We start from the raw sequence: 22,413 nt of genomic DNA, 5'->3' as shown, positions 1-22,413 counted from the left end.
AAGATCACTAAATATGGGATTGTCAAAAATACAAGCCGTTTTCCTGTGAATCGTTTTTTCAAATCAGTAAGAAATTCATTCATGGTTATCGTTTCCTCTCGAAATTCATTATACTTGGGATGCTGTGTGGATGATTAACTTTTTTGTGCAGTTGACAGCTAAAATGAAGGAGGTAACCACAATGATATGAGCGCAATTTTCATGAGGTCATTCGCTTAAGAACATATAACAGAACTACCAAAAGTGCTTGGATGCAGAGAAACAGATCGAAGGGGCGAAAGGACATAAATTAAGCTACTCGGCTGTGCCGGGATACATGATAAACGGTGACTAGAATATCTCTTTTTTTTGAAAAAAATTATTTAAATATCTAATAATTTTGTCAATATCTAACTGAAATTATATTTACACATAACCAGTAACTCGTTATAATTAACTTCATTCACGTAATAAAACCTAACATGTTTTGTATCGTTAAGGAGGAAAAGAATGTCTGTCATTCGTCGTAAACCATATTTTTATATTATTCTGTTAGCAGCAATCGTTGCAATCATTTCATTAATTATCTTCTATGGAAAAAATTCAACGTCAGACGCAAAGTCTTCCACGAAACAAGAATCAAAGCCATTTAAAGTTGCTTCCATTGAATTCAATCCGAAGCTAAATGAACGCGATAAAAATATTGAGGCACTTTATGAACAAGTTGAAACGGCTTTTAAACATGGAGCAAAATTAGCAGTGGCCCCGGAAATGGCAACAACGGGTTATTACTATAAGGATCGCGAAGCTATAAAACCCTATGTCGATACAATTCCTGGGAAGGCAACAAATAAATTCGCAAAATTAACAAAAAAATATCACGCTTACATAGTATTTGGCATGGCAGAAAAAGAGCCAAAAACAAATATTTACCCTGAATTATTCACCGCTTGCCGTTTTTTCGGGATTTTGCTCACCAGGATGCAGCCAACCTGATTTCACTTGATTTTTTGAATGGAAAAATGACCTTGAAGATCAATTTCTGAACATTCACGTAAAAGAAGGCCATTTTGAGACAGACTTCCCCCGTTGATCTGATGAACCCGTTTTGAATTTTGAGCTGAGTGTTTTTTTGTTACTCGATGTGAAGTTGTTGAATCCGGTTGAGCACGTTCCAGAAGAATGCCTGATAGACAAAACTGGAAGACAGCTTGAAATAAAGGGATCGTCCTGACCGGACGAGCTTACTGGCCACTTTGACGATCCGCGTTCGGATGGTTTCGATTCGCATGGCCTTCTGTCTTTTTGGGAATGCCATCGTCCGCATCCAGTTCGTTAAATTGTAGGCGAGCAGACTGAGCATCAATCGGACTTCGTTAATTTCGAATTTGTGACTAGACAGTTGATCCAGACTGAATCCGGATTTGGCTTCCTTGATGTAGTTTTCCATCGTCCCTCGTTTCTGATAAGTCTGAAAGACCTGTTTCGGGGAGAAGCATTCAACCAGATTGGTCACGATAAAGGTATGCGTAAAGAAAAGTTCATTGGCCGGGCGAATGGATTGAACGGCAACCCGTCTTGGCTTACCCCAGGACTTCGCCTGATAATCAAATTCTTCATAGTAACACTGAGTTTTACCGGTTGGTGAATCATTCGGGTGAAGTTCTTCGGCCATCCGTTGAAGCACGGCGTTGGTCTTCAGCCGAATCACGTAGTAGACGGATTCTGTTTCGCACGCCTCGTAGAGGTCCGGTGTGGCAAAACCGCTGTCAGCGCGAACGAGCGGCGTGGTTTCTGGAAAGTGCTCGTTGTAGTGTTCGAGAATCGGCCGGACAAAGTCCACAACGCCATGCGATGTATAGCGATTTCCAGGACGCAGTTTCGCTTTCAAAAAATCACCCGTTGCCCCATCAAACGCCACCAAGGGATGGAAGCCGATCGTACCGTAATGCGCGTTATAGTCCGAGGATTCTTGCTTTCCATACGTATCAACATGGGTGGAATCCAAGTCAAGGATCAGTGCTGGATTCTTGCGATAGCGGTGAACTTTGTCGAGTAATTTTTGGTTGGCCATGCCAAGCTGATCCAGAGCATTAGGATCAAAGCGATCATAAAAACGGGAGAGTGTCGGCTGTGACGCAAGTGTTGGTGATTCAACAACCTGAGTGAACACGGGATCGTGAATCAATGAATCCGCTGCATCATCTTCAGAATAACCAGCCAGCAGCTGATAGATCTTCTGGCGCAAAAGTTGCTCATTGGAATAATCCGGACTTTTGCGCGAATCGTTCAGCACCAGATGGTGAGTCAGCGTTTTTGAGAAACCGAGTTTTTCATCAAATTCTTTAAAAATCAGATGACCGCTGTCGGAAGAAAGTTCGCCACCGGTAAAATTGATTTTGATCTTCCTGTTGAATTGACACGACTTTTCCTCTACACTGAGCATATGAGGAACCTCCTTGTATGTTTTTGGTTTAGTCACCTATTATCATACAAAGGAATGGTTCCTTTTTCATTAACTTTTTTCACCTAATCGGTGAAAAAACGAAAAGGGTTATCTCCTTGTGGGGAAAGCGTTTTGGCCAGTTAGCAAATTAGGCTATGAATAATTCAGGATTTACTATAATGCTTCAGCGTTAGTTGGACCAAATGGATACGTCGGTAAATATCGAAAGACACATCAATGGGAAACAGAGGAACATTGGGCTGCATGGGGTGATCTTGGAGTGCCTGTATTTAAAACAGAACTGGGGAAACTAGCGATTAATATATGCATGGATAATGCATATTCGGAAACAGCCCGGTTAGCAGCCGTGGCTGGAGCGGATATCTTGGCTTTCCCAACAAACTCATCTGCTCAAGCGATTGCAGCATTGCCTGCGCGTGCAATGCAAAACGGTTTCTATATCGTTAGTGCTAACCGATCGAATACAGAGAATGGCTTCCATATGATTGGTGCAAGCGCGATTTGGTCACCGACGGGGAAAAAGCTTGCCGAAGCACCATTGATTACAAAGCCTGAGGATGACGTTTCAAAAACGACAATTACGTATGCTTCCATTGATCCAAAACAATATGACAATGAGAACAAAAGAAGATTGAAGGAACGTCGACCGGAATTATATCAAGACTTGATGTTACATGTGGCGCCTTGGGATTATACAGCTTCAACGAAACCTAAGCATGTTAGCGCACTGACCCTTCAGTATGAACCCGTACCGGGAGATAAAAAGGCAAATGAGTCTAAAATAGAAAATCTGATCCGTAAAAAAATAGGCAGCGCCCGTGATAAGGAAAAAGCAATGCACTTAGTAGTGTTGCCGGAACTGTCGGTAACCGGCCCATCTGAATTGTTGCATGTAAATAAAATGGCTTCATACGGTGAGTCAGTAAATGGACAAACCACTCAATTTATGAAAAAGTTGGCATCAGAATATAACACAGCAATTGTTTATGGTTTAATTGAAAAATCAGGTGAGAAACTTTACAATACGGCTATTCTCTTAAATAAGAATGGTAAAATTGACGGTAAATATAGACAAACACAGCTCAGTTCATATGATAAAAAGTGGGCGACACCAGGAGATCAGCTTAACGTTTTTACGGACAACAACTTGGGAAAAGTTGGTCTCATGATCGGCAATGACGTGAATTTCCCTGAAATATCAAGCGTTCTTTCCGTTTAACGCGCGGATATCATTGCCGTACCTTCATCTTGGTATGGACAATTTGCAGGTACTATGGAAATCAATCCAAATATGTCAGTAAAACGTTATCCGAAAGGAACAAATCAGCTTTGGTCACAAATTGCTATTGATGCGCAAAGCTACACCGTGATTTCTAATTATGTTGGCACAGATAAAGGGTTTAAAGGCGGAAGTGCATTATATACAATTGATCCTCTTTATGGATTGGATCAACCAGTGGCAGCATCTTCAAATAAAGAGGAAGCATTAGCTGTTAACTTTCAAACGATACAGCCAAACAATTGGTTTAATCAAGATAAGTTAATTAATTCAAGACAACCAGCATACTTTAAGCCATTACTTAAATAAGCGTTAATATCCGTTGCCCAAAACAATTCACGGATTGAACGATGTATCATTTATGATTTATTCCCCTGCTAGACTCCCTTTTAGGAGTCTTTTTTTGTTAAAAAAATCGCGTACCATGCGGGGAATCTAAAGAGGTCACTAGCGAGAAGGAACGGTTAATCTTTCTCTGTTCGTTTTCTGTTCGTTTATAGTATAGCTCATTTTTTGATGCGTTTTGTGTTTCTTGGGGTGCGTTGATTTACGCTGACGGTTTAATCCTTTGCTGAGGTATCATGAGCCCAACCCACCCTCACGAATCGGTATCTGCTTCAAACCCTCAATAATTTTCACGATTTCCTGCTTGTCATGGCCGGTTCGCTGCGCCAAGTCATCTAAACGCATTGTTCGCCCCATATTTAGATCATTTAGGATGATTTGCCGCAGTTTTCGTTCAAAATCAGAAAGCATTACCATCACCTCTAGTTATAGTATATACGAACGCACGTTCTTTTTGAAGGCTTTTCGTGAACTCATGTTCGCTTTTGGGCTTCGAGTGATGAGAAAAACATCATATTGTAGGCGGTTAATTAGATGATACGAGACCTACGTAAAATTTTCCGCATGAAATGTGCGGAACCACGAACAATAAATGCGGGCTGATGCGTGAGCTATCATGGTATGATGGATGAATCAGAAGATGAGCGGGGGAATGAAATGATGGCTTGGGAAACGCTTCCGAATTGGTTTTGGATCATCTATTATTTGATCTTTGTTGCAACCTTAGTCGCGGCGATCATCGGTCTGTTTCGGCATCAGTTCAAGCTCTGGTCGCTTGGCGTCCTTGTGTTTACACTAACGATTCCAGTGGTCAGCGTGCTTGGAAGTATTGGCAGAGCAAACGGAAGGAATGAGTTTGAGCATTTATACAGTCAGCTGCTGCACGGCGCTGTTTGGGCGTACTATGTTACGATTGGGTACGTATTTTTGATCGCATGGTGGATTTTATTTTTTAAAAGTTTTCGAAGAGGTAAGTGAGCGCTCCAGCACAATTTTCTCAGATTATTTTTTCAGCATTCATAGCTTCTCTTTGTCCGGATATACTAAGGAGCAAAGAAAGGAGCTGCCACAGATGAATATAAAACGGTTTTTCATGCTTGCTCTCGTTCTCTGCCTCTTCTCATGGGGGAGTGTCCCCAGTGCCCAAGCGGATAATTGCCCGCCGGTACAGTATAAAATGCAACGGCTTAGTGAAGGGATCACGTATCCGGTGATCCAATCCGGGATTGAGGATCAGCAAATTGCTGATCAAATCAATCGCGTATTCCGTAAACATGCGGAAAAAGTGAAGAAAACGGACGAAGAGTATAAGAAGCAATATGAACATGATCAATTAATCAGTGCAGCGGGTCCGTACTATGCGCATACGTTGCCATCCGTCCTATTTAACAAAGAATGTTTGCTCAGCGTTTCTTTTGTTGATGAATCGTACACAGGCGGCGCGCACGGCATGCATCATGAGACGGTCTATAATTTTGATACGCGCAGCGGCCGCCGCTTTTTATTAAAGGACGTCATCCGCAGCACGCATGAAGAGAAACGTGTTAACCGTTATTTGAAACAGCAGATGGAAAAGTTAAAAAAGGAAGGGCGGTACGATTTCTTCCTTGATGCATTCAAAGGTGTTGACTTAAAGAAAAGTCAATTCGCTTTTAACGATCACGGAATCGAGATCATTTTTCAGGAATATGAAGTTGCCCCGTATTCGAATGGGATTATCCATCTCAAAGTTCCTTACCATGTGTTCGTTGATCATCAGCAATAAATGTGAAAAAGCCCACATTTATTTCAAAAATTTACCGATATTGACTATTTAGCGGCAATAGCGGTTATGATATAAATGTTCAATGAATTGTGTTTGTTTAACTTCCCCCTGTTAATAGATTTTCTTTTAGACCCTTGCAAAAGAGGGTTTATTTTTTTGCCGTTTCGGGATCGCGTATTAAGCATTTCTTAAGGAACGGACGTTAAGATAAGGAGAGTTAATCGATGATTCATTGTTTAACTCTCCCCCTTTTCTATAAGAAAAAATCTTGGCACCTGAGATAATCGGGTGTTCTTTTTTGTCTATGGGAAAGAAAAAACCCGCTTGCGCGAGGTGGCAGGCGGGTGAGGGCGCTTTAGTTTATCGGGACGCGGTGCTTCAGCTGCGGGAAGTCCTCGCGGATCTGATCCACCATACTAAGGTCGAAAGCGGCGGTGACGATTGATTCGGTTTCATCTCCAGTTGCCAGTACGTTGCCCCATGGGTCGACGACGCGACTATGTCCGCCGAGAATCACGCCTTGGTTGTTGCCGACGCAGTTGCAGGAGACAAGGTAGCATTGGTTTTCTACGGCACGAGCAGCATTAAAAAGTTTCCAATGTTCTAGGCGAGCGAGCGGCCAGGCGGAGGTGACTAGGAACATTTTCGCACCCCGGTCAAGCGCTTTGCGGAACTGTTCCGGAAAGCGCAAGTCGTAGCAGGTGGCTAGGCCGACCTTGCCAAATTCCGTTTCCACCGTCACCGGATCTGTGCCGCGAGTCAGCAGCTCGCCTTCTTCAGAACCATAGGTAAACAGATGAATTTTCCGGTAAGCAGCAATTCGCTCACCTTCCCGGTTAAAGAGAAGGCTCGTATTGTAATACTGGCCGCCGCTTTTCTCAACAAAGCTGCCGGCGAACAAATAAGCATGCAATGTTTTAGCTTTTTTCGCATAATGAGCGGCGAAAGCGCCGTCAAGCGGTTCTGCTTCCTCCATATAACGATTAAAGGTATTATAGCCGGTCATCCAGATCTCCGGCAGCAGGATAAAGTCATAGCCGTGCAGATGCTCAAGTTGGGCATCAACTTTTTTCATCCGATCGGCGGCGGTTTCCGAATCGTTGATCTGCACTTGTAGTGAAGCAATTTTCATGACGCGTTCACTCCTTTTCCATTCAAATGATTGATTTAAAATTCAGGCTGAAAAGTTTATGCGCTTTGTACGTCATTAATTATTGCACAGATCTGTGCATGGATACAAAACTTTACCCCATTATAGGAAGTGAGCGCTTGCTGAACATCGCATTCATTGTTAAAATAGGAAAAGTAGTGCATTTTGATGAAAAATAGCGAATAATAGTACCGGAAAGAAAGACTGGAAGCTCCCGCGGCCTCCGGCTTTTTAAATAGTATGGACAATACAAAGCAGTGCTGTCTGTGATTGATAAACAACAGTTGAGGTGGGACAAAAGGATGGGACAAGCAAACAACTTGATTCTTGTCATGGATTTCGGTGGTCAGTACAATCAGCTGATTGCGCGCCGTATTCGCGACTTAGGCGTGTACAGCGAACTGTTTCCGAATACATTGACTGCAGAACAAATTAAAGAGAAAAAGCCAAAGGGGATCATTTTCTCCGGCGGACCGAACAGTGTTTATGATGAAGGGGCACCGCTGTGCGACCCGGCTATTTTCGATCTGGATATTCCAATTCTGGGGATCTGCTACGGTTTGCAGCTGATCAGCAAGCACTACGGCTCAACGGTTGAACGTGCGACACGCCGCGAATATGGAAAAGCGGATATCACGGCCAATACCGATAACCCACTGTTCAAGGGACTTCCGGCAACCCAAACGGTATGGATGAGCCACGGCGACCGTGTCAAGACGCTTCCGGAAGGCTTCAAAATCGAAGCAAGCAGCCCATCATGTCCCGTTGCGGCGATGGCAAACCGCGCGAAGAACGTTTACGCTGTTCAGTTCCATCCGGAAGTGCGCCACTCCGTGCATGGCAACGAACTGCTGAGCAATTTCGTTTACGGCATTTGCAGCGCAGAAAAAAGCTGGTCGATGGAACACTTTATCGATCAGCAAGTGGAAAAGATCCAAGCCACCGTCGGCGATCAAAACGTCATTTGTGCATTGAGCGGCGGAGTCGATTCATCGGTTGCTGCAGCGCTTGTGCACAAAGCAATCGGCGATCAGCTGACCTGCATTTTTGTTGATCACGGTCTGCTCCGCAAAGGCGAAGCAGAAGGCGTTGTCGACACATTCCAGAACCGTTTTCATATGAACTTCATTCATGTCGATGCCAAGAAACGCTTCCTCGATAAGCTGGAAGGCGTCAGCGATCCGGAAAAGAAGCGCAAGATCATCGGCAATGAATTTATCTATCTGTTCCAAGATGAAGCGAACAAGCTCAAGGACATTTCCTTCCTTGTACAAGGCACGCTCTACACCGACGTTGTCGAAAGCGGCGCCGGCGGCTCATCGCAGAACATTAAATCGCACCACAACGTCGGCGGACTTCCGGAAGACATGAAGTTCAAGCTGATCGAACCGCTGAACACGCTGTTCAAAGACGAAGTGCGCGCACTGGGTACGGAGCTCGGTCTCGCCGACGATATCGTTTGGCGTCAGCCGTTCCCAGGACCGGGCCTCGGTATCCGCGTTCTCGGCGCCATCGACGAAGAAAAACTCGAACTCGTGCGCGAATCCGACGCGATTCTGCGCGAAGAAATCAAAAAAGCCGGCCTCGACCGCGACATTTGGCAATACTTCACCGTCCTGCCGAACATCCAGAGCGTCGGCGTCATGGGCGATGGCCGCACCTACGATCACTGCATCGCGATCCGCGCCGTAACGTCGATCGACGGCATGACCTCCGACTGGGCACGCATCCCATGGGACGTGCTTGAGAAGATCTCAACCCGAATCGTCAACGAGGTTGAACACGTCAACCGTATCGTGTATGACGTCACCTCCAAGCCACCGGCAACAATTGAGTGGGAATAATTATTGGTGTCCTAAAAGCCTTGATACAACAAGGTTTTTAGGGCTTTTTTATTTTGTCTGGCACACTTTTGGCACACATTGATATTGAGTCTTTACTGAACATGAAAAGCGATAAAAATCAGTAGCGAAAAAAGTACTATAAACACGGTACTGAGTACCATCCCAAATTTTCGTTTCATTTTTGGTTGCCTCTCGCGTTTTGTTTGGAGAAGTTGGCACATGTTCGTTCCGCACCACAATGGGGCTTTTATGTTCTCTTACTTGGTGAGCGCTTGATGGATCATAGCATCCGGTTTCCGGACGACCGAACGATTGAGTGCAGAATTTTTTGCTTGGATTTTTACTCTATTATGGTGAACTTAGTATAAAAACACCGTGTATATGCCACTTCGGACAGATTCGAGAGCAGCTTTTGCCATAGGAAGAGCCACCATCGTTTAATGGTGGCTCAGCTTCATTTATTGCTTTATCCCATGGCGTTCTCTCATAGATACTTCACCGTCAATTAAAAGGCTATAAGAGTCATGGATGATTCGATCCAAGATCGCGTCGGCTAAAGTTGCTTCGCCAATGCTTTCGTACCAACCTTGTGTATCGAATTGTGAGCAGAAGATCGTGGAGGATGTTTGGTGCCTTGCTTCTACAATTTCAAGTAAATCTCTTGCTTCATTCCCCTTCAGTGAAGTAAGAAGCCATTCATCTAGAATAAGAAGATTTACCTTTCGGTACACTTTCATTACTTTTTGAAAAACACCTTCTCCCCTAGCGACAGCGAGCTCATCCAATAAATCTGGCAAGCGAATATACTTTACGGTAAAAAATTGCCGACATGCAGCGATTCCAAACGCACAGGATAGATAAGATTTACCGTTCCCAGAGGCTCCTTTGATAATCAAATTATGCTTTTCCTGAATGTATTGACCGGAGGCTAATCGGAGAATTTGAGCCTTATCCAGTTTACGATCCGGATGATATTCAATATCTTCAATGCAGGCTTGAGGATATCGAAATCCAGCATTTTTGATGAGACGGTCTAGCTTGTTGCTTTTTTGTGATCCCATTCTCGATCTACGAGCAGGCTGAATCGTTCTTCAAAGGATAGGTCATTAAACTGAGGATTGTGAAGCTGTTCATGATAATACTCAGCCATTGCACTTAGGCGCATTTCATTTAACTTTGAAAGTGTACTGTCATTGGTCATTTTTCTGTCCTCCCGTAATAAGCTGCGCCTCTAATAAATCCATGAGATTTTTGTTGTCCATTGGTATTTTCTTGTTCTATCCTGTCCAGTCTTTAGGATCGTTGTGATGCTTTTGATATTAGGCCTTGGAGAATAACTGAGAGCCCTCATGCATGCAGCTTCTAATCGTTCTACTGAGTATTTGTCCGCAAGTTTCGAGAGGGCTAAGCAAGATTTTAAAGCTTGTTTCTCCACTTTATAGGAATCGAGAAATCCTTGAACCGTTATCTGTGTATGAGTACCTATGGATTTTGACCATGTTAAAAAATGCTCTGAAGTAAACGTTAAATAGTCTTTATGTTGATCAGGCATATGATCGGGATTTGTTGATAATTGACCTGGATCTCCATCGAGACGAACATGCGATGCAATGCGCATACCTTGATAGAAGACTTCGATAATATGCTGAGTCATGCGGATATCTACTTGATGTTTTAAGTATTCATAGGGAACGGAGTAATACATTTTTTCTACAGATATGTGATAATCATAGGGTACGGTAGCTGTTCTCCAAGTGGCTAATTCGTATGGGGAAGCAGGCAAAGGGAGCAGCGCAAAGCTCTCTTCCTCCGCAAAAGCGGATTGTCTGCTTCCATTTTTCTTTTGAAATGGTTTTTGATTGTATTCAACTAATTTTTCTCTAATGGCTACATTGAGTTCTCGAATGGAGAAGTACTGGCCATTTCTTAATGCGGCAATAATCCAAGTGGATATGATTTTTACGGTTCCTTCGACATTTGGTTTATCTTTGGGATGACGCACTCTTGCGGGGATAATCGCTGTCTGATAATGTTCCGCTAATTCTTGATAGGTCCTATTGATGATAGGGTCCGTTTTTGAGGAACGATCTACACCTGTCTTGAGATTGTCAGGAACAATCGTCCGAGGAACGCCATTAAAAAATTGAAAAGCATGGATATGTGCCTGGACCCAACTCGATGTGCCCATGGACAAAAAAGCCTCTACATACGCAAATTGGCTACACGGAAGGACAGCGACAAAAACATAAGCCGGATTTACCTGTCCAGTGATGGAAACCTTAACGGATGCCGTCTGACCTGCCCAATCGACTTCCATTGTTTCTCCTGGCTTCCGCTTAATTCGCATGGTTGCTTTTGTCTTGGTGGCGTAGCGCGTATAGAAACGACAAAATTGCCGGTAACTATATGGAATTTCTCTTTGTTCGCGACATAATTGAACATACTTATGCCAAAGTAGAGACAAAGTCACACCATTCCGAGCCATTTCTTTGTGAATGTGGACACAGTCCGGCTTCTTTCTCACATCTGATTGGTGCTTTTCTGGAAACAGAAGAGCCTGCAGTTCTGCGTCATCAACATCTTTTTCAAGCGGCCATAAAACGTCTTTTTCATTAGCACGTTTCAAAACGTCACTGACTGTATTCCTAGAACTACCCACCCCTGAAGCAATACTGCGAATACTTAAATCCTTCGCATGAAGACGTAAGATTTCACGGTACTTGATCACACAAAAACCTCCTATTAAATGAATTTGCACCGACGGTGCATGCCCATTCAGGAGGTGGCTCTTAATATGGCACAAGTGGTTCTATGTTCTGTCCTAACGTGCTCTAAATTATGGCACAGCTGGCACTATTCAATGGCAATATACACACCGGAATACGGGTAGATAAAAAACCTGACTTTACCGGGATACATAATTGTACAGATGTAAAATGTTTTACGACATAATTATACATAAAAAAATAGTAAAAACATGTGAATAATAAGAAAAAAGATATTTAAGTGAAATTTTTGTCGAATATTGATGGAAATGGTCAGAATTATTTTCTTTATTCAAAATCATTATTTGATATAATACCAAGTAAAAAGGGTTGAATAATGTCAAATGGTTTTGAATCATTAGTAGACTCGCTTCAGTCTGATTACAGATTAATATCAAAGTTCTTATCAAATCCTCAGGAGATTTTAAATACCTATAAATTAAGCGAGGAAGAACGAGATATTTTTCTTAATCGAGATTTGGATGCTCTAACTTCACTTACTGGTTCTAGAATGGTAGCTGAAGGTGCTTTATCTGGTGCCCATAGTTCTACTTGCAGTTGTATCGTACCATTGGATAGTGGAAATGAAGGTACTAAATTCTAGAAAATGTAAGTTAAGGATCACATTTGAAACAGCCTATGTGGATTTTTATCAAAAGTTATAGAGCCAATTTTTTGAGGGTGTACTTGGACAGAATCATTAAGAAAATGGTTAATGTAGCTTCACATGAGCCAGTTGGATGTGTGTAATTTAAAAAGGGCGTGGAAAACGCTCTTTTTATTTAACAATAAAGGGCTAAAGGGCGTTTATCATGAAATCTATGAAAAAAGATATAGAATACTTTCATCAAGTTAGATCTTATTTATTAGGAGTTAATAGGGAAATTGAAAAATTCATATTTGTTCAAAATAAACGACATAATAATGAAGTCTTATTGGGTTCTTATTATAGATCATCGATAAATATTAGAACGATCTTCCAGACCAATGAAGAAATTATTAATATTGGATGGTTCAGAAATAAGTATATATTCATCCAAACTATGGATAATAATGTAAAAATATATGAATTAAATACAATGAAGCTAGTTTGTATGATGAGTAATATTGCATCAGTGGATATTATTAGTCTAGATAAAAGATTGTATTCATTATACAAAAATGGAACAGTTCGAGTTTATAAGTCTTTTAAAGATGCTCTGTTGAAAGACTGATAAAAGAAGAATTAAATATTAAATCTATATTGTTAACCTTGAAAAATGGATGTGATAATAATGCCTAGTAACACATTTTTTTCTGTCAATGATGTTTCATATCACTATAAAAATAGAAGGGGTATTGAACATATAAACTTTCAGATTAATCCGGGTGATTTTGTTGGGCTGATTGGAGCAAACGGAGCAGGAAAATCAACACTAATAAATCTTATAACTGGTTTAATTGAACCACACCATGGTTCAATTAATTTCACAGATGATTTTACATTTAATCAACTCGGCTTTAGTTCGCAAACTCTTTCTATTGATTGGTATCTAAGTGTATTTGATAACGTTTTGATGGGGGCTTTACTAGCAGGGTACAAAATGAATATTGCAAAACATCTGACGGAAGAAGCATTGAAATTAACTGAACTTAGTAAATATAAGAATCAGGCGGTTGATGAACTTTCTGGAGGACAACAACAGAGAGTTCAAATTGCACGCGCTATAGTTCATAAACCAAAATTTTTAGTTCTTGACGAACCAACGACTGGGTTAGACGTAAGTGCCTCAACAACTTTACTCAATTATTTAAAAGAGTTATCAAAAGATAACAAATCTATAGTCATTTCGTCACATGATCTGGATCTACTTGAATCATTTTGTACAAAAATTATATTTATAGTTAGTGGCAAAATTAAATTTTTCGGAGACATGTCTCATTTTTTAAGTAACAGTCAAAATTTGAAAATATTAACGATTAATTTTAATGGTAAATTGACTGATGATTCCATACAGTCTTTGAAAGAAAGATGCGTAGATATCGTAAATTGGAAACCTCTTGAGATAAAATTAAGCAAGCAGACTTCGATTAATTCAATATGGGATTGTTTAGCATCTGTCGTACAAATAAATAGTATTCAAGAAAAAAAACCGTCTCTCAGAGATATTTTCTTAGAGACTCAAAGAGAGAGGGCGGGGAAATGACACCAAATGAATTTAGAAACAATCGACAATTGGGTTTACGTGGATTTTTTATAGTAGTTTTAATAGAAATGAAGGCATTTTGGAATAATAAAAATATATTATATTCTAAGGTTTTGACGCCTATTTTTTATTTTCTTTTTCTTACTGTTGGTATTAAACAATCAATGGATAATTTTGAGTATCAGGGGCAAAACGTAAATTATATTCAATATACGACCATAGGAATTTTTGGTATATTGATAATTTCACAAATGTCTCAAGCGGTGTACAGAACTGTTATTGATAAAAGATGGGGATTATTACCTATAAAATTATTTAATGGAATTCGTCCAAAATACTATGTAATTGGGATGTCCACTTTTCCGTTAATTTCAGTTTTTATTCAGGTGTTGATTGTGTATAGTCTATCAGTAGCTATTCAAAATAGCATAAGCTTTTATAGTTTCATTATAATTGTATTTTTTTCTTTAATATGTCTTATATTTTGGACCTCATTAGGGATTATTATTTCATTAATGGTTAAAAATTATCAGCAGAGGGATATCTTATTGAGTGTGTTGTATTTGCCAATATCTTTTACAGCACCAACTTTTTATAGTTTAGATCATGCTCCAATTTATATACTCGTTCTATCCCATCTTAATCCTTTAACCTATCAATTAAATGCTATGAGGTCGGTTGTTTTTGGAAATATTAATTTTCAGATGATTGGCATCACGTTGGCATTATCGTTATTAATGTATTTATTCGCAGTTTTTCTTATTAAGCGCGCTCCACTCTTAAGCGAAGAAAAATAATATTTGAAAAACATTTGTGACCTTTTTGAATGGCAATTTTTTTGAGATTCAGATTTTTTGCATTTAGAATTATAAAAATAACCCACACCTATTCACAATGATCTGTACCCTGTCAAGTTGACAATCGAAATAATGAAAGCTCATTTTAATTTTTAACGTAAGCGTCAAATAATGGACACCTTCTCTTGATCAGTCAAGCATGCGATAATGCCTCTATCAAATGATCTGGAGGATGATCCATGACGCGTATCGAGTTACAAAATCTTTGGCAAGAGCGCATGAAAGATTTTGAGAAAAGTGAACAGAACGGCAAAGAATGGTGTTCGACACAAGGAATTTCACTCAGTCAATTTCGATATTGGCGACGTAAGCTAAGATTGATGCCAGCGACACCTTCAACGCATTCATGGATGACCATGGATTTTGATCGTGCACAGAAACAAGAGAGTCTTTTTGTCCATCTTGGAGTTTCAAGGATCGAGGTCCACGCCGGGTTCGATCCGGATCTGTTGGCTGATGTGGTTCGTGTGTTGCGAACGCTATGATTCGGGATTCGATCATTGAGCAAGTGTATTTAGCCAAAGGTCCTACGGACCTGAGAAAGTCGATTGATGGGTTGTCCGTTATCGTACAGGAAGGCTTTCATCTTAATCCTTTTTCCTCCTGCCTATTTGTGTTCTGTAATCGTAAGCGGGACAAGTTAAAAATCTTGCATTGGGAATATAACGGCTTTTGGCTTTATTATAAGCGTCTGGAGAAAGGAGCCTTTGCATGGCCAAAGGCTGACGATTCCTCGCCTTCTTTAAAAATTACGCGACGACAGCTGAATTGGCTGTTGGATGGCAAATCAATACACACATTTACACAATTCGTTGAAACCATAGAACTGAGTACATATAAAATCTTGATCTAGAAGGACAAGAGGGGGAATTAGGGTGTCTAATATTTATTACTCAATAAAGAATGGAGTAACAAATTTAATCAAATGGTTTCCCGTAATATGGACAGATAGAGATTATGACAATGCATATCTTTATAAGCTATTATGGAAAAAGCTACAAAATATGGCCAATATGCAAAGAAGAGAGGGTCATTCAACAAACTCAGAAGAAATAGCTGAACAAATAGAATATGCGGCAAATCTGGCACATAGGTTGTGGAAGAATAATTACCTTGAAGAAACACTTAACAAGTATGACTACTATACAAAATATCCAGCTATTGATGCTAATGAAATTATGCATGTTGCTGATCAACCAAATAAAGATGGAAATTATGATGTTACACAGAGTATAAATACGATACAATTAAAATTATTTCGTCAGTGCGGGACAGAAGCTGATGATCTTTTTGAAGAAGAACATAAACAATTATTCGATTACTTGAAAAGGTATTCGGAAAGTTGGTGGGATTGATTGAATCGTAGTTTCAGTAATAGGGAAGAACAAGTCATCATAAGCAAGAAAGAGGTTTAAAAATCCGTATCTAAGAATAGTCAAAGGAATTGACTATATTTGACCGTATTTAATGAATCCCTTCCTAAAGCTAAATATTTTTCGTTGACTCCGCTTGATGATGGTGTCTGGGCAGCGCTTTCTATACCTGGAACTGGCTCGTGGTCAAATGCGGGGATCAAACAGTTGTTTTTGACGCGTTCGCTACCCCCACGGCTGCCGATGATTTACGAATGGTTGCTGAATCCCCGCACAATACGCATCATATGGTGCACCTAGCATCTTTCATTACAATATAAAGTCCTTGCTGGAAAAGGGAAAAGGATCCAGTAATTTGTAAAACCGGTAAGATTGCGGGACGAGGCCTCCTATTTATCAAACCTTATTTAAGTATATTTAACTCATCAAAGCCCCAATAAACCAACTTTTTGCTCTTTAACTCCGTTCATAGCAAACGAGTGGGGATAAAGACAAATACAAATTAAGCAATAATGCCTATTTCACGGCGTTTATTGTGATGAATAAAAACTGTTAAAGATGATAGGGTTCCCTAGGGAATCTCTTCCAGAGAGTGGCCTCATAAATAGTGCCCTTTCCAAGCAGCTTGTTAGAAACAAGGCAAATTACTTTTCTTTCCTTTTTTATACTGACACTTACGAGGACCATATTCTTTGTTGCACATTTCTCCTATCCAGAAAAACTTTTATCAATTGGAAAAGGCCTGTGCGAACGTAGTGATTCGTACAGGTGTTTCGTAATTGTATTTTGTTACTTTGAAAAAGCTTGGTCAATAATCTTTTTCTCTTCTTCACTTAAAACGGAAAGGGGTTCACGGCAGATTCCGACATCAATCTTTTGCTTTTCAAAAAGATATTTAACTGAACGCAAGGTTCCCATTTCCATGATTGAATGGATATAGGGTAAAAGTTTAGTCAGCTGTTTTTCTCCGGCCTCAGTTTTTCCTTCATGAATCGCTTTGATCATGAACTGGATTTCATTTGGAAATATATTTCCTATAATACTTGTAATGCCGTCAAATCCTAACTGATGATTTTTAATAAGCGACAAATCATCTCCGGATAAGACCATGAATGCCTTACCCAGTTGTTTTTTGATATGGGGTACAGTATTGGGATTGCCCGCCTGTTTGAATGCAACGATTTGTGGGTTTTTGTCAATCAACTTGAAGAGTGTTTCCAGATGCAGATCGAATCCTGTTCGTGGAGGATTGTTGTAAAGCATGATTGGCAATGTCGTTGTATGGCAAATCTTTTCCACATAAGTGATCGCTTCTTGTTGGCTAATGCGTAAATAAGGAGGGAAGCCCAGCATGATACTATCGAGTCCCGATTTCTCCGCAGAAACAGCTAGGGCCATTGCATCCTTTGTTCGAACAGCAGCGACACCGCCATATAAGATCAGGTCATCTTTTGCTTCTTTTTTTACTTCGCTGAATAAAGCTGCGCGTTCTTCATAAGTCATTGAATGCTGCTCGCCGGTAGATCCGCTAATCAATAATGCAGGAACGCCCTGCTTCTTATAGTATTCGATTAAAGGGGGAATTCCTTTTAAATAGAGATCGCCATTCGTCGAAAAAGGTGTAATCATAGCGACACTGAAAGGTAAAAAAGGTTTGTTCATTTTTCCATCTCCTAATCTCTATTTTTTATACTCTTGAATTGTCAAACGAAGTCTTTGGCTTTGCCCAAGACTTGGCTGTACCCTGAACATTCCACTGTTTATTGAGCACGCTCAAGATGGCGGTCTATTTGTAAGCGGCCAAATACTTTTTTAGTTAGTGACATGAAGTAATTGAGTAGGGGTCCCCCTAAACAAACCGTTAATAGAGTTCCAACACCAATGGGTCCATTTAAAATGACTGCGATGATCAAAAATAGGACGTAAATGAGCGTCCTTGAAAAAAATATATTTGTTCTCGTTAATTCTTGAATAATTAATGTTAATCGGTCAACTGGAATCGGGGCGAAATTTGTATGTAAATAGATTGACGTTCCTAATCCGATAACAACTAAGCCGATTCCAAAATAAACCGCTTTGCTGTACCATTGTTCAGGTGTTACAAAAAAGTGCAATAAAAAAAGCCACAGATCAATACCGATTCCTGTTATAAGTGATGTTAACAACCCTAAAAATTCTGGCCTTTGTCTTTTTAATAATGAATTACAACTTATTAATAGTAAAGCAAGTATAATTTCCCAACTTCCTACAGTAAACCCTACATTTATAGATAGGCCTACCAAAAGTGCATCAAAGGGTGAAGTTCCGAGGTCCGATTGTATCGTGAAAGAAATACCAAGAGTTAATAGTAAAATGCCTAGTACATAAAAAGCATATTTCACTTTATTTTGCCACTTCCTCTTGATCAATGTTTTTGTTGTAAATGCAATAAAATTAGTTTAAATTTAATATATATCATAGTTGTTGCATATGCAATAAAAATATTTGTGAAGGAGTTAATGATGAAGGAAATTCTCCGTGAAGTTGGAATGATTGCCCGGGCACTAGATTCGATAAGCAATATAGAATTTAAAGAATATGAACTGACAAAAGGGCAGTATTTGTACCTTGTGCGAATAGGTGAAAACCCGGGAATCATTCAAGAAAAGTTAGCTGAGATGATCAAAGTGGATCGAACAACAGCAGCTCGTGCCATTCAAAAACTTGAAATGAAGGGTTTTATTGAAAAAAAAGATGATGAACATAACAAAAAAATAAAAAAACTCTTTCTCACAGAAAAAGGGAAAAAGGTATTTCCTTTTATTAAAAGAGAAAATGATTATTCGAATAGCGTTGCATTAGCGGGACTTTCCGGAGAAGAAACAGAAACGATTTTTTATCTTCTTCAAAGAGTTAGAAAAAATGTAGAAAAAGATTGGGAATTTGTAAAAAAGGGAAACAAAAGAAATTATTGATCGATAAAAGGAGTGCCATTTTAAAATGACTATAAGGATTAGCAAGTGCTGCCGTGAAGACTTACCAATACTCCAAGAAATAAGTATTGAAACTTTTGACCAGACATTTAGGGAGCAGAATTCTCCGGAAACGATGAAAGCCTATTTAGAAGAAGCATTTAATGTGAAACAGCTGGAAAAAGAAATGTCTGACCCCTCTTCAGAGTTCTTTTTCATCTATCTCAATAAAGACCTTGCTGGTTATTTGAAGATAAATGTTAATGATGCTCAGTCTGAAAAAATGGGCGATGAATCACTTGAAATAGAGCGGATTTATATTAGACGCACGTTTCAAAGAAAAGGACTTGGAAAGTATCTCATTAATCAAGCGCTGGAGATGGCCCGCATTCAAAATAAAACAATGGTCTGGCTAGGTGTTTGGGAAAAGAATGAGAAGGCAATTGCCTTTTATAAGAAATTTGGTTTTGTACAAAATGGAGCCCATTCCTTTTATATGGGTGACGAGGAACAGACGGATTTCATCATGAAAAAACCCCTTGTTTGAATTCAGAAGTTCGAATTAATCCTCTGCTCGCCCATGATGATCATTACATTAACAGAAGTGTTCTTCCATTAAAAGTTTATTCACCTCTATTAGAGGCTGCATCGATTGATTTATGGAGAACGCATGTGAGGGTGGAGTTAAAAACAATTGACAGCGACCGACCGTTCGGTTACCATTGCTGTATGAAAAATAAAGATAAAAATAAATTACAAATGATTCTTCATGCAGTTCTAAGTCTGACTTCAACGAATGATCTGGTCAATTTGTCGATCAGCAAAATTGCTGCGGCAGCAGGAATATCCAAGTCAACGGTCTATGTCTATTTTAAAGATAAAGAGGAGCTACTTTCCAAAACCTATATGTACGTAAAGGATTTGATGGACGAAGGTATTGCCGAAGTTGAAGCGAAGCATCCGGATTTAGATGAACGCATCGGCGCATTCATTCGCCACTTTGTTCAGCGCTATCAGCGTTATCCTAAAGAAGCGAAATTTATGGAGGCGGTTCAAACCAATCCGAGTGTAGTCAGCGAAGAGGCGCACCAATATGCCGAAACGACGGCTGCGCCTATTTACAGGGCTTTTGAAGAAATAGTTGGAAATCCGGAGTTTGTTCAGGCACCGGCCTATGTGTACGCGACTTTCTTTTCTTTACCTATGAAAATGGCAGAGATCAATGGGACAATGACAGATTCGGAACTGGATTCGATCATTTGTATGGTGCTGAATGCAATGAAAAGGCGTTAAAGATTGACGGGAGCGCAGAAATGCGCTTTTTAATAAAATATAAAAAGACCGAACGTTCGGTCTTGATAGGAGCCATAATCATGCAAAATGAAAAAAGAGTGGTATTAATTACAGGCGCATCGTCAGGTATGGGGTATGCAAGTGCTAAATATTTTCATGATCACGGTTGGGTCGTTTATGCAGGTGCCAGACGAACGCAACGTATGAAAGATCTGAATGAACTCGGCATTCATGTCCTCCCGTTGGACGTTACAGACAATGAATCAAATCAAAATTTTGTCGAGACGGCAATAAAAGAACAAGGCCGAGTCGATGTATTGATCAATAATGCAGGTTATGGAGAGTACGGTCCACTGGAAGAAGTTAACCTTGAAAATGCCAAATATCAATTTGATGTCAATTTATTTGCGGCCGGTGAATTGTCTAAGCTGGTCTTGCCGCTGATGCGGAAGCAACAATTTGGACGGATGATCAATGTGACGTCGGTTGGAGAAAATGTTTATATGCCTCTTGGTGGATGGTACCATGCGACTAAAGCAGCGCTGGGGATATGGTCAGATGTACTCGATATGGAAATCCGACAATTTGGTCTCCGGAGCATTGTGATTCAACCGGGAGCTACTCAGTCTGAGTGGGGAGACATAGCAATGCAAAAAGCGGAAAAGAATTTAAAAGCAGACTCACCCTATAGGAAACTCGTGCTGGCGATCAAGAAGCTTTTATTTTCTTTTCAAGCATCGGCAACGTCTGATGATTTAGCAAAAATTTTCTATAAAGCTGCGACGGATTCAAATCCCTCAAGAAGGTATTATCATTCATTAACAGATAGAATTGCGGTACGGATTGCAAGAAATCATCCGTCCCTTTGGCGCTTTGGCATGTGGAAAATGATGCGTCGAATGGGAAAATGACGAAGTGAAAATGTCGTCATTAAAACGACTCTGTTTAACACGATTTTGGCGAGAATTCCCCGCTTCAAGCTTTGCGAGAAGCTAAGCGGTAAGATGAATCGCTTTCTTTAGTGTCTCGTTACCATTGGCAATAATCACGATTGACTAGAATAAGCGTTCGCACTATGATTTGTGTATAAAAGGATTTCCTAAGCAGGTGGGTGAGCCCATGATCCAGAAAAAAGCCTACACGTTTAGACTGTATTCCATCAAAGAACATAAAACAGGGTTCCGGTCTTTATATGCATCTGAAGCAACATGAATTTTTCCGAATTTATCACCTATGTGGGAGACGATCAATAGATGGAAAGTTTTGGGATTGCTACTCTTTTACCGAATCCGCAGCTGAACAGGCATCACTTCTTAGAATGATGCCTGTTCATTATTTTGTGCTTATTTATTCATCTTGATGAGCTCTTCTATTGATAACCCGGTTAATTCGGCGATGGTGTGGAGGTCTATTTTCTTTTGAAGCATACGCAGCGCCATCTCTTTTCGAGCTTCTATTTTGCCTTCAGTTTTACCTTTCTTCAATCCGCGATCATAGAATGAATTCGGCCATTTGATGACTTGTTCTCGCTCATCTTTCGGTAATGCATGGACTTCTTTCATGAGTTGATCCACCTCATTTTCACTCAGATTTAAATAGGTTTCAAAAAAACCGTTGATCATGCTGCTGCGTGCTTCATCAAGCTGCAAACCGGCCATCTGCCTGAGAAAGGCAAGCCGAACGGCTACACGTTCTTTCTTTTTATAATTCATTTTACTCATCAAAGCGGCACTTGCAGGATTGTTGCTGTGCATAAATGCGTGCCAGTTCATTTTGCCCAGTTCCATCTTATAAAAACGAAATCGCATGGTATCAAGAAAAGGGGTTTTGATGATGAATTCATTCGGTTCATCGCTTATTCTTACTCCATCATAACTGAAAATGGCAATCGGTAAAACAGGTTTTCTGAATTTTAAATAAATCATTGAAAAAACGAAAAAGTAGACAGATCAAATGTAATGATTTAGTATTACAAGTAAAGTTGAATATATTCTTCGGGGCAGGGTGTAATTCCCGACCGACGGTAATAAGCAAGTAAGCTTAAAGTCCGTGACCCGCAATTTTGCGGTGGATCTAGTGAGAGTCTAGAACCGACAGTTAAAGTCTGGATGGGAGAAGAATTTAGTATTATTGCAATTCTAACGAGGATTGTATCTTTT

23 protein-coding genes, 1 pseudogene and 1 riboswitch are annotated in these 22,413 nt (G+C 40.1%); of the genes and pseudogenes, 16 read left to right on the top strand and 8 right to left on the bottom strand.

Going from position 1 to position 22,413, the window contains the following annotated elements; all coding sequences use genetic code 11:
- Positions 1 to 489: 489 nt before the first annotated feature.
- Positions 490 to 975, top strand: coding sequence for a nitrilase-related carbon-nitrogen hydrolase (locus tag K7399_RS11135; RefSeq protein ID WP_128167147.1), 486 nt, complete (start codon positions 490 to 492; stop codon positions 973 to 975).
- Between the two features lie 139 nt (positions 976 to 1,114).
- Here the strand turns inward: K7399_RS11135 and K7399_RS11130 are convergent, their stop codons facing one another.
- The gene (locus tag K7399_RS11130) at positions 1,115 to 2,425 is read right to left on the bottom strand and encodes an IS1380 family transposase (RefSeq protein ID WP_028977669.1); all 1,311 of its coding nucleotides are present in this window, start codon (positions 2,423 to 2,425) and stop codon (positions 1,115 to 1,117) included.
- 169 nt (positions 2,426 to 2,594) lie between these two features.
- On the opposite strand from K7399_RS11130, the gene K7399_RS11125 reads away from it, so the two are divergent.
- A complete protein-coding gene (locus K7399_RS11125; protein ID WP_223362603.1) occupies positions 2,595 to 3,665 on the top strand; it encodes a carbon-nitrogen hydrolase family protein in 1,071 nt (356 codons plus the stop codon).
- 54 nt (positions 3,666 to 3,719) lie between these two features.
- Positions 3,720 to 4,034, top strand: coding sequence for a hypothetical protein (locus tag K7399_RS11120; RefSeq protein WP_128167143.1), 315 nt, complete (start codon positions 3,720 to 3,722; stop codon positions 4,032 to 4,034).
- Positions 4,035 to 4,304: 270 nt separating this feature from the next.
- Here the strand turns inward: K7399_RS11120 and K7399_RS11115 are convergent, their stop codons facing one another.
- The gene (locus tag K7399_RS11115; protein ID WP_156031536.1) at positions 4,305 to 4,481 is read right to left on the bottom strand and encodes a hypothetical protein; all 177 of its coding nucleotides are present in this window, start codon (positions 4,479 to 4,481) and stop codon (positions 4,305 to 4,307) included.
- Between the two features lie 195 nt (positions 4,482 to 4,676).
- Between K7399_RS11115 and K7399_RS11110 the strand changes: the two genes are divergently transcribed.
- A complete protein-coding gene (locus K7399_RS11110) occupies positions 4,677 to 5,048 on the top strand; it encodes a hypothetical protein (RefSeq protein WP_338061686.1) in 372 nt (123 codons plus the stop codon).
- Between the two features lie 94 nt (positions 5,049 to 5,142).
- Positions 5,143 to 5,835 carry a DUF3298 and DUF4163 domain-containing protein gene (locus K7399_RS11105; protein ID WP_128167141.1) on the top strand — a complete coding sequence of 231 codons (693 nt, stop codon included), beginning with the start codon at positions 5,143 to 5,145 and terminating at the stop codon, positions 5,833 to 5,835.
- Positions 5,836 to 6,190: 355 nt separating this feature from the next.
- Here K7399_RS11105 and K7399_RS11100 read toward each other — a convergent pair whose 3' ends face one another.
- Positions 6,191 to 6,967: a carbon-nitrogen family hydrolase gene (locus K7399_RS11100; RefSeq protein WP_028977653.1), complete on the bottom strand. Its 777-nt coding sequence runs from the start codon at positions 6,965 to 6,967 to the stop codon at positions 6,191 to 6,193.
- A gap of 320 nt (positions 6,968 to 7,287) precedes the next feature.
- On the opposite strand from K7399_RS11100, the gene guaA reads away from it, so the two are divergent.
- Positions 7,288 to 8,829, top strand: coding sequence for a glutamine-hydrolyzing GMP synthase (gene guaA / locus K7399_RS11095; RefSeq protein WP_223362305.1), 1,542 nt, complete (start codon positions 7,288 to 7,290; stop codon positions 8,827 to 8,829).
- 458 nt (positions 8,830 to 9,287) lie between these two features.
- Here the strand turns inward: guaA and istB are convergent.
- A pseudogene (gene istB / locus K7399_RS11090) lies at positions 9,288 to 10,030 on the bottom strand (IS21-like element helper ATPase IstB).
- Positions 10,031 to 10,060: 30 nt separating this feature from the next.
- Positions 10,061 to 11,557, bottom strand: coding sequence for an IS21 family transposase (istA, locus tag K7399_RS11085; RefSeq protein ID WP_223362304.1), 1,497 nt, complete (start codon positions 11,555 to 11,557; stop codon positions 10,061 to 10,063).
- 849 nt (positions 11,558 to 12,406) lie between these two features.
- Between istA and K7399_RS11080 the strand changes: the two genes are divergently transcribed.
- The 6 genes from K7399_RS11080 (at position 12,407) to K7399_RS11055 (ending at position 15,992) form a co-directional block, all read left to right on the top strand.
- Positions 12,407 to 12,808 carry a hypothetical protein gene (locus tag K7399_RS11080; RefSeq protein WP_028977655.1) on the top strand — a complete coding sequence of 134 codons (402 nt, stop codon included), beginning with the start codon at positions 12,407 to 12,409 and terminating at the stop codon, positions 12,806 to 12,808.
- 60 nt (positions 12,809 to 12,868) lie between these two features.
- Complete coding sequence (locus tag K7399_RS11075) at positions 12,869 to 13,780, top strand: ABC transporter ATP-binding protein (protein WP_128167118.1); 912 nt, start codon at positions 12,869 to 12,871, stop codon at positions 13,778 to 13,780.
- The gene (locus K7399_RS11070; RefSeq protein ID WP_028976543.1) at positions 13,777 to 14,577 is read left to right on the top strand and encodes an ABC transporter permease; all 801 of its coding nucleotides are present in this window, start codon (positions 13,777 to 13,779) and stop codon (positions 14,575 to 14,577) included. Before K7399_RS11075 ends, K7399_RS11070 begins: the two co-directional genes overlap by 4 nt.
- A gap of 239 nt (positions 14,578 to 14,816) precedes the next feature.
- Positions 14,817 to 15,122 carry an IS66 family insertion sequence element accessory protein TnpA gene (gene tnpA, locus K7399_RS11065; RefSeq protein WP_028976544.1) on the top strand — a complete coding sequence of 102 codons (306 nt, stop codon included), beginning with the start codon at positions 14,817 to 14,819 and terminating at the stop codon, positions 15,120 to 15,122.
- Complete coding sequence (gene tnpB, locus K7399_RS16310) at positions 15,119 to 15,490, top strand: IS66 family insertion sequence element accessory protein TnpB (protein ID WP_051577842.1); 372 nt, start codon at positions 15,119 to 15,121, stop codon at positions 15,488 to 15,490. Before tnpA ends, tnpB begins: the two co-directional genes overlap by 4 nt.
- A 22-nt stretch (positions 15,491 to 15,512) precedes the next feature.
- A complete protein-coding gene (locus K7399_RS11055) occupies positions 15,513 to 15,992 on the top strand; it encodes a hypothetical protein (protein ID WP_028976545.1) in 480 nt (159 codons plus the stop codon).
- Between the two features lie 807 nt (positions 15,993 to 16,799).
- On the opposite strand, the gene K7399_RS11050 is transcribed toward K7399_RS11055, so the two are convergent.
- On the bottom strand, positions 16,800 to 17,672 hold the full coding sequence (locus K7399_RS11050) for a dihydrodipicolinate synthase family protein (protein ID WP_028976546.1): 873 nt from the start codon (positions 17,670 to 17,672) through the stop codon (positions 16,800 to 16,802).
- Between the two features lie 98 nt (positions 17,673 to 17,770).
- Positions 17,771 to 18,391 carry a YczE/YyaS/YitT family protein gene (locus K7399_RS11045; protein ID WP_028976547.1) on the bottom strand — a complete coding sequence of 207 codons (621 nt, stop codon included), beginning with the start codon at positions 18,389 to 18,391 and terminating at the stop codon, positions 17,771 to 17,773.
- Between the two features lie 120 nt (positions 18,392 to 18,511).
- Here K7399_RS11045 and K7399_RS11040 point away from each other — a divergent pair, with 120 nt between their 5' ends.
- The 4 genes from K7399_RS11040 (at position 18,512) to K7399_RS11025 (ending at position 21,165) form a co-directional block, all read left to right on the top strand.
- Positions 18,512 to 18,964, top strand: a complete 453-nt coding sequence (locus K7399_RS11040) for a MarR family winged helix-turn-helix transcriptional regulator (protein WP_028976548.1) — start codon at positions 18,512 to 18,514, stop codon at positions 18,962 to 18,964.
- A gap of 25 nt (positions 18,965 to 18,989) precedes the next feature.
- Positions 18,990 to 19,508 carry a spermidine/spermine N(1)-acetyltransferase gene (paiA, locus tag K7399_RS11035; RefSeq protein ID WP_028976549.1) on the top strand — a complete coding sequence of 173 codons (519 nt, stop codon included), beginning with the start codon at positions 18,990 to 18,992 and terminating at the stop codon, positions 19,506 to 19,508.
- Between the two features lie 125 nt (positions 19,509 to 19,633).
- A complete protein-coding gene (locus tag K7399_RS11030; protein ID WP_152540355.1) occupies positions 19,634 to 20,254 on the top strand; it encodes a TetR/AcrR family transcriptional regulator in 621 nt (206 codons plus the stop codon).
- An 80-nt stretch (positions 20,255 to 20,334) separates the two neighbouring features.
- Positions 20,335 to 21,165 (top strand): SDR family NAD(P)-dependent oxidoreductase, encoded by an 831-nt coding sequence (locus K7399_RS11025; protein WP_028976551.1) that lies wholly within the window; start codon positions 20,335 to 20,337, stop codon positions 21,163 to 21,165.
- A gap of 432 nt (positions 21,166 to 21,597) precedes the next feature.
- Here K7399_RS11025 and K7399_RS11020 read toward each other — a convergent pair whose 3' ends face one another.
- On the bottom strand, positions 21,598 to 22,026 hold the full coding sequence (locus tag K7399_RS11020; protein WP_128191227.1) for an RpnC/YadD family protein: 429 nt from the start codon (positions 22,024 to 22,026) through the stop codon (positions 21,598 to 21,600).
- Positions 22,027 to 22,240: 214 nt separating this feature from the next.
- Positions 22,241 to 22,378: riboswitch (FMN riboswitch) on the top strand.
- Positions 22,379 to 22,413: the final 35 nt, after the last annotated feature.

This window comes from Sporolactobacillus terrae (genome assembly GCF_019930545.1).
Lineage (GTDB): Bacteria > Bacillota > Bacilli > Bacillales > Sporolactobacillaceae > Sporolactobacillus > Sporolactobacillus terrae.
Note: the sequence above shows the minus strand (reverse complement) of the source record. Positions and strands in the feature narration are given on the sequence as shown.

Excerpts from the sequence above, each read along its gene's own strand:
- K7399_RS11135 (WP_128167147.1), top strand. The coding sequence starts at position 490 with ATGTCTGTCATTCGTCGTAAACCATATTTTTATATTATTCTGTTAGCA.
- K7399_RS11130 (WP_028977669.1), bottom strand. The coding sequence starts at position 2,425 with ATGCTCAGTGTAGAGGAAAAGTCGTGTCAATTCAACAGGAAGATCAAA.
- K7399_RS11120 (WP_128167143.1), top strand. The coding sequence starts at position 3,720 with ATGGAAATCAATCCAAATATGTCAGTAAAACGTTATCCGAAAGGAACA.
- K7399_RS11115 (WP_156031536.1), bottom strand. The coding sequence starts at position 4,481 with ATGCTTTCTGATTTTGAACGAAAACTGCGGCAAATCATCCTAAATGAT.
- K7399_RS11105 (WP_128167141.1), top strand. The coding sequence starts at position 5,143 with ATGAATATAAAACGGTTTTTCATGCTTGCTCTCGTTCTCTGCCTCTTC.
- K7399_RS11100 (WP_028977653.1), bottom strand. The coding sequence starts at position 6,967 with ATGAAAATTGCTTCACTACAAGTGCAGATCAACGATTCGGAAACCGCC.
- guaA (WP_223362305.1), top strand. The coding sequence starts at position 7,288 with ATGGGACAAGCAAACAACTTGATTCTTGTCATGGATTTCGGTGGTCAG.
- K7399_RS11080 (WP_028977655.1), top strand. The coding sequence starts at position 12,407 with ATGAAATCTATGAAAAAAGATATAGAATACTTTCATCAAGTTAGATCT.
- K7399_RS11075 (WP_128167118.1), top strand. The coding sequence starts at position 12,869 with ATGCCTAGTAACACATTTTTTTCTGTCAATGATGTTTCATATCACTAT.
- K7399_RS11070 (WP_028976543.1), top strand. The coding sequence starts at position 13,777 with ATGACACCAAATGAATTTAGAAACAATCGACAATTGGGTTTACGTGGA.
- tnpA (WP_028976544.1), top strand. The coding sequence starts at position 14,817 with ATGACGCGTATCGAGTTACAAAATCTTTGGCAAGAGCGCATGAAAGAT.
- tnpB (WP_051577842.1), top strand. The coding sequence starts at position 15,119 with ATGATTCGGGATTCGATCATTGAGCAAGTGTATTTAGCCAAAGGTCCT.
- K7399_RS11050 (WP_028976546.1), bottom strand. The coding sequence starts at position 17,672 with ATGAACAAACCTTTTTTACCTTTCAGTGTCGCTATGATTACACCTTTT.
- K7399_RS11040 (WP_028976548.1), top strand. The coding sequence starts at position 18,512 with ATGAAGGAAATTCTCCGTGAAGTTGGAATGATTGCCCGGGCACTAGAT.
- paiA (WP_028976549.1), top strand. The coding sequence starts at position 18,990 with ATGACTATAAGGATTAGCAAGTGCTGCCGTGAAGACTTACCAATACTC.
- K7399_RS11025 (WP_028976551.1), top strand. The coding sequence starts at position 20,335 with ATGCAAAATGAAAAAAGAGTGGTATTAATTACAGGCGCATCGTCAGGT.
- K7399_RS11020 (WP_128191227.1), bottom strand. The coding sequence starts at position 22,026 with ATGAACTGGCACGCATTTATGCACAGCAACAATCCTGCAAGTGCCGCT.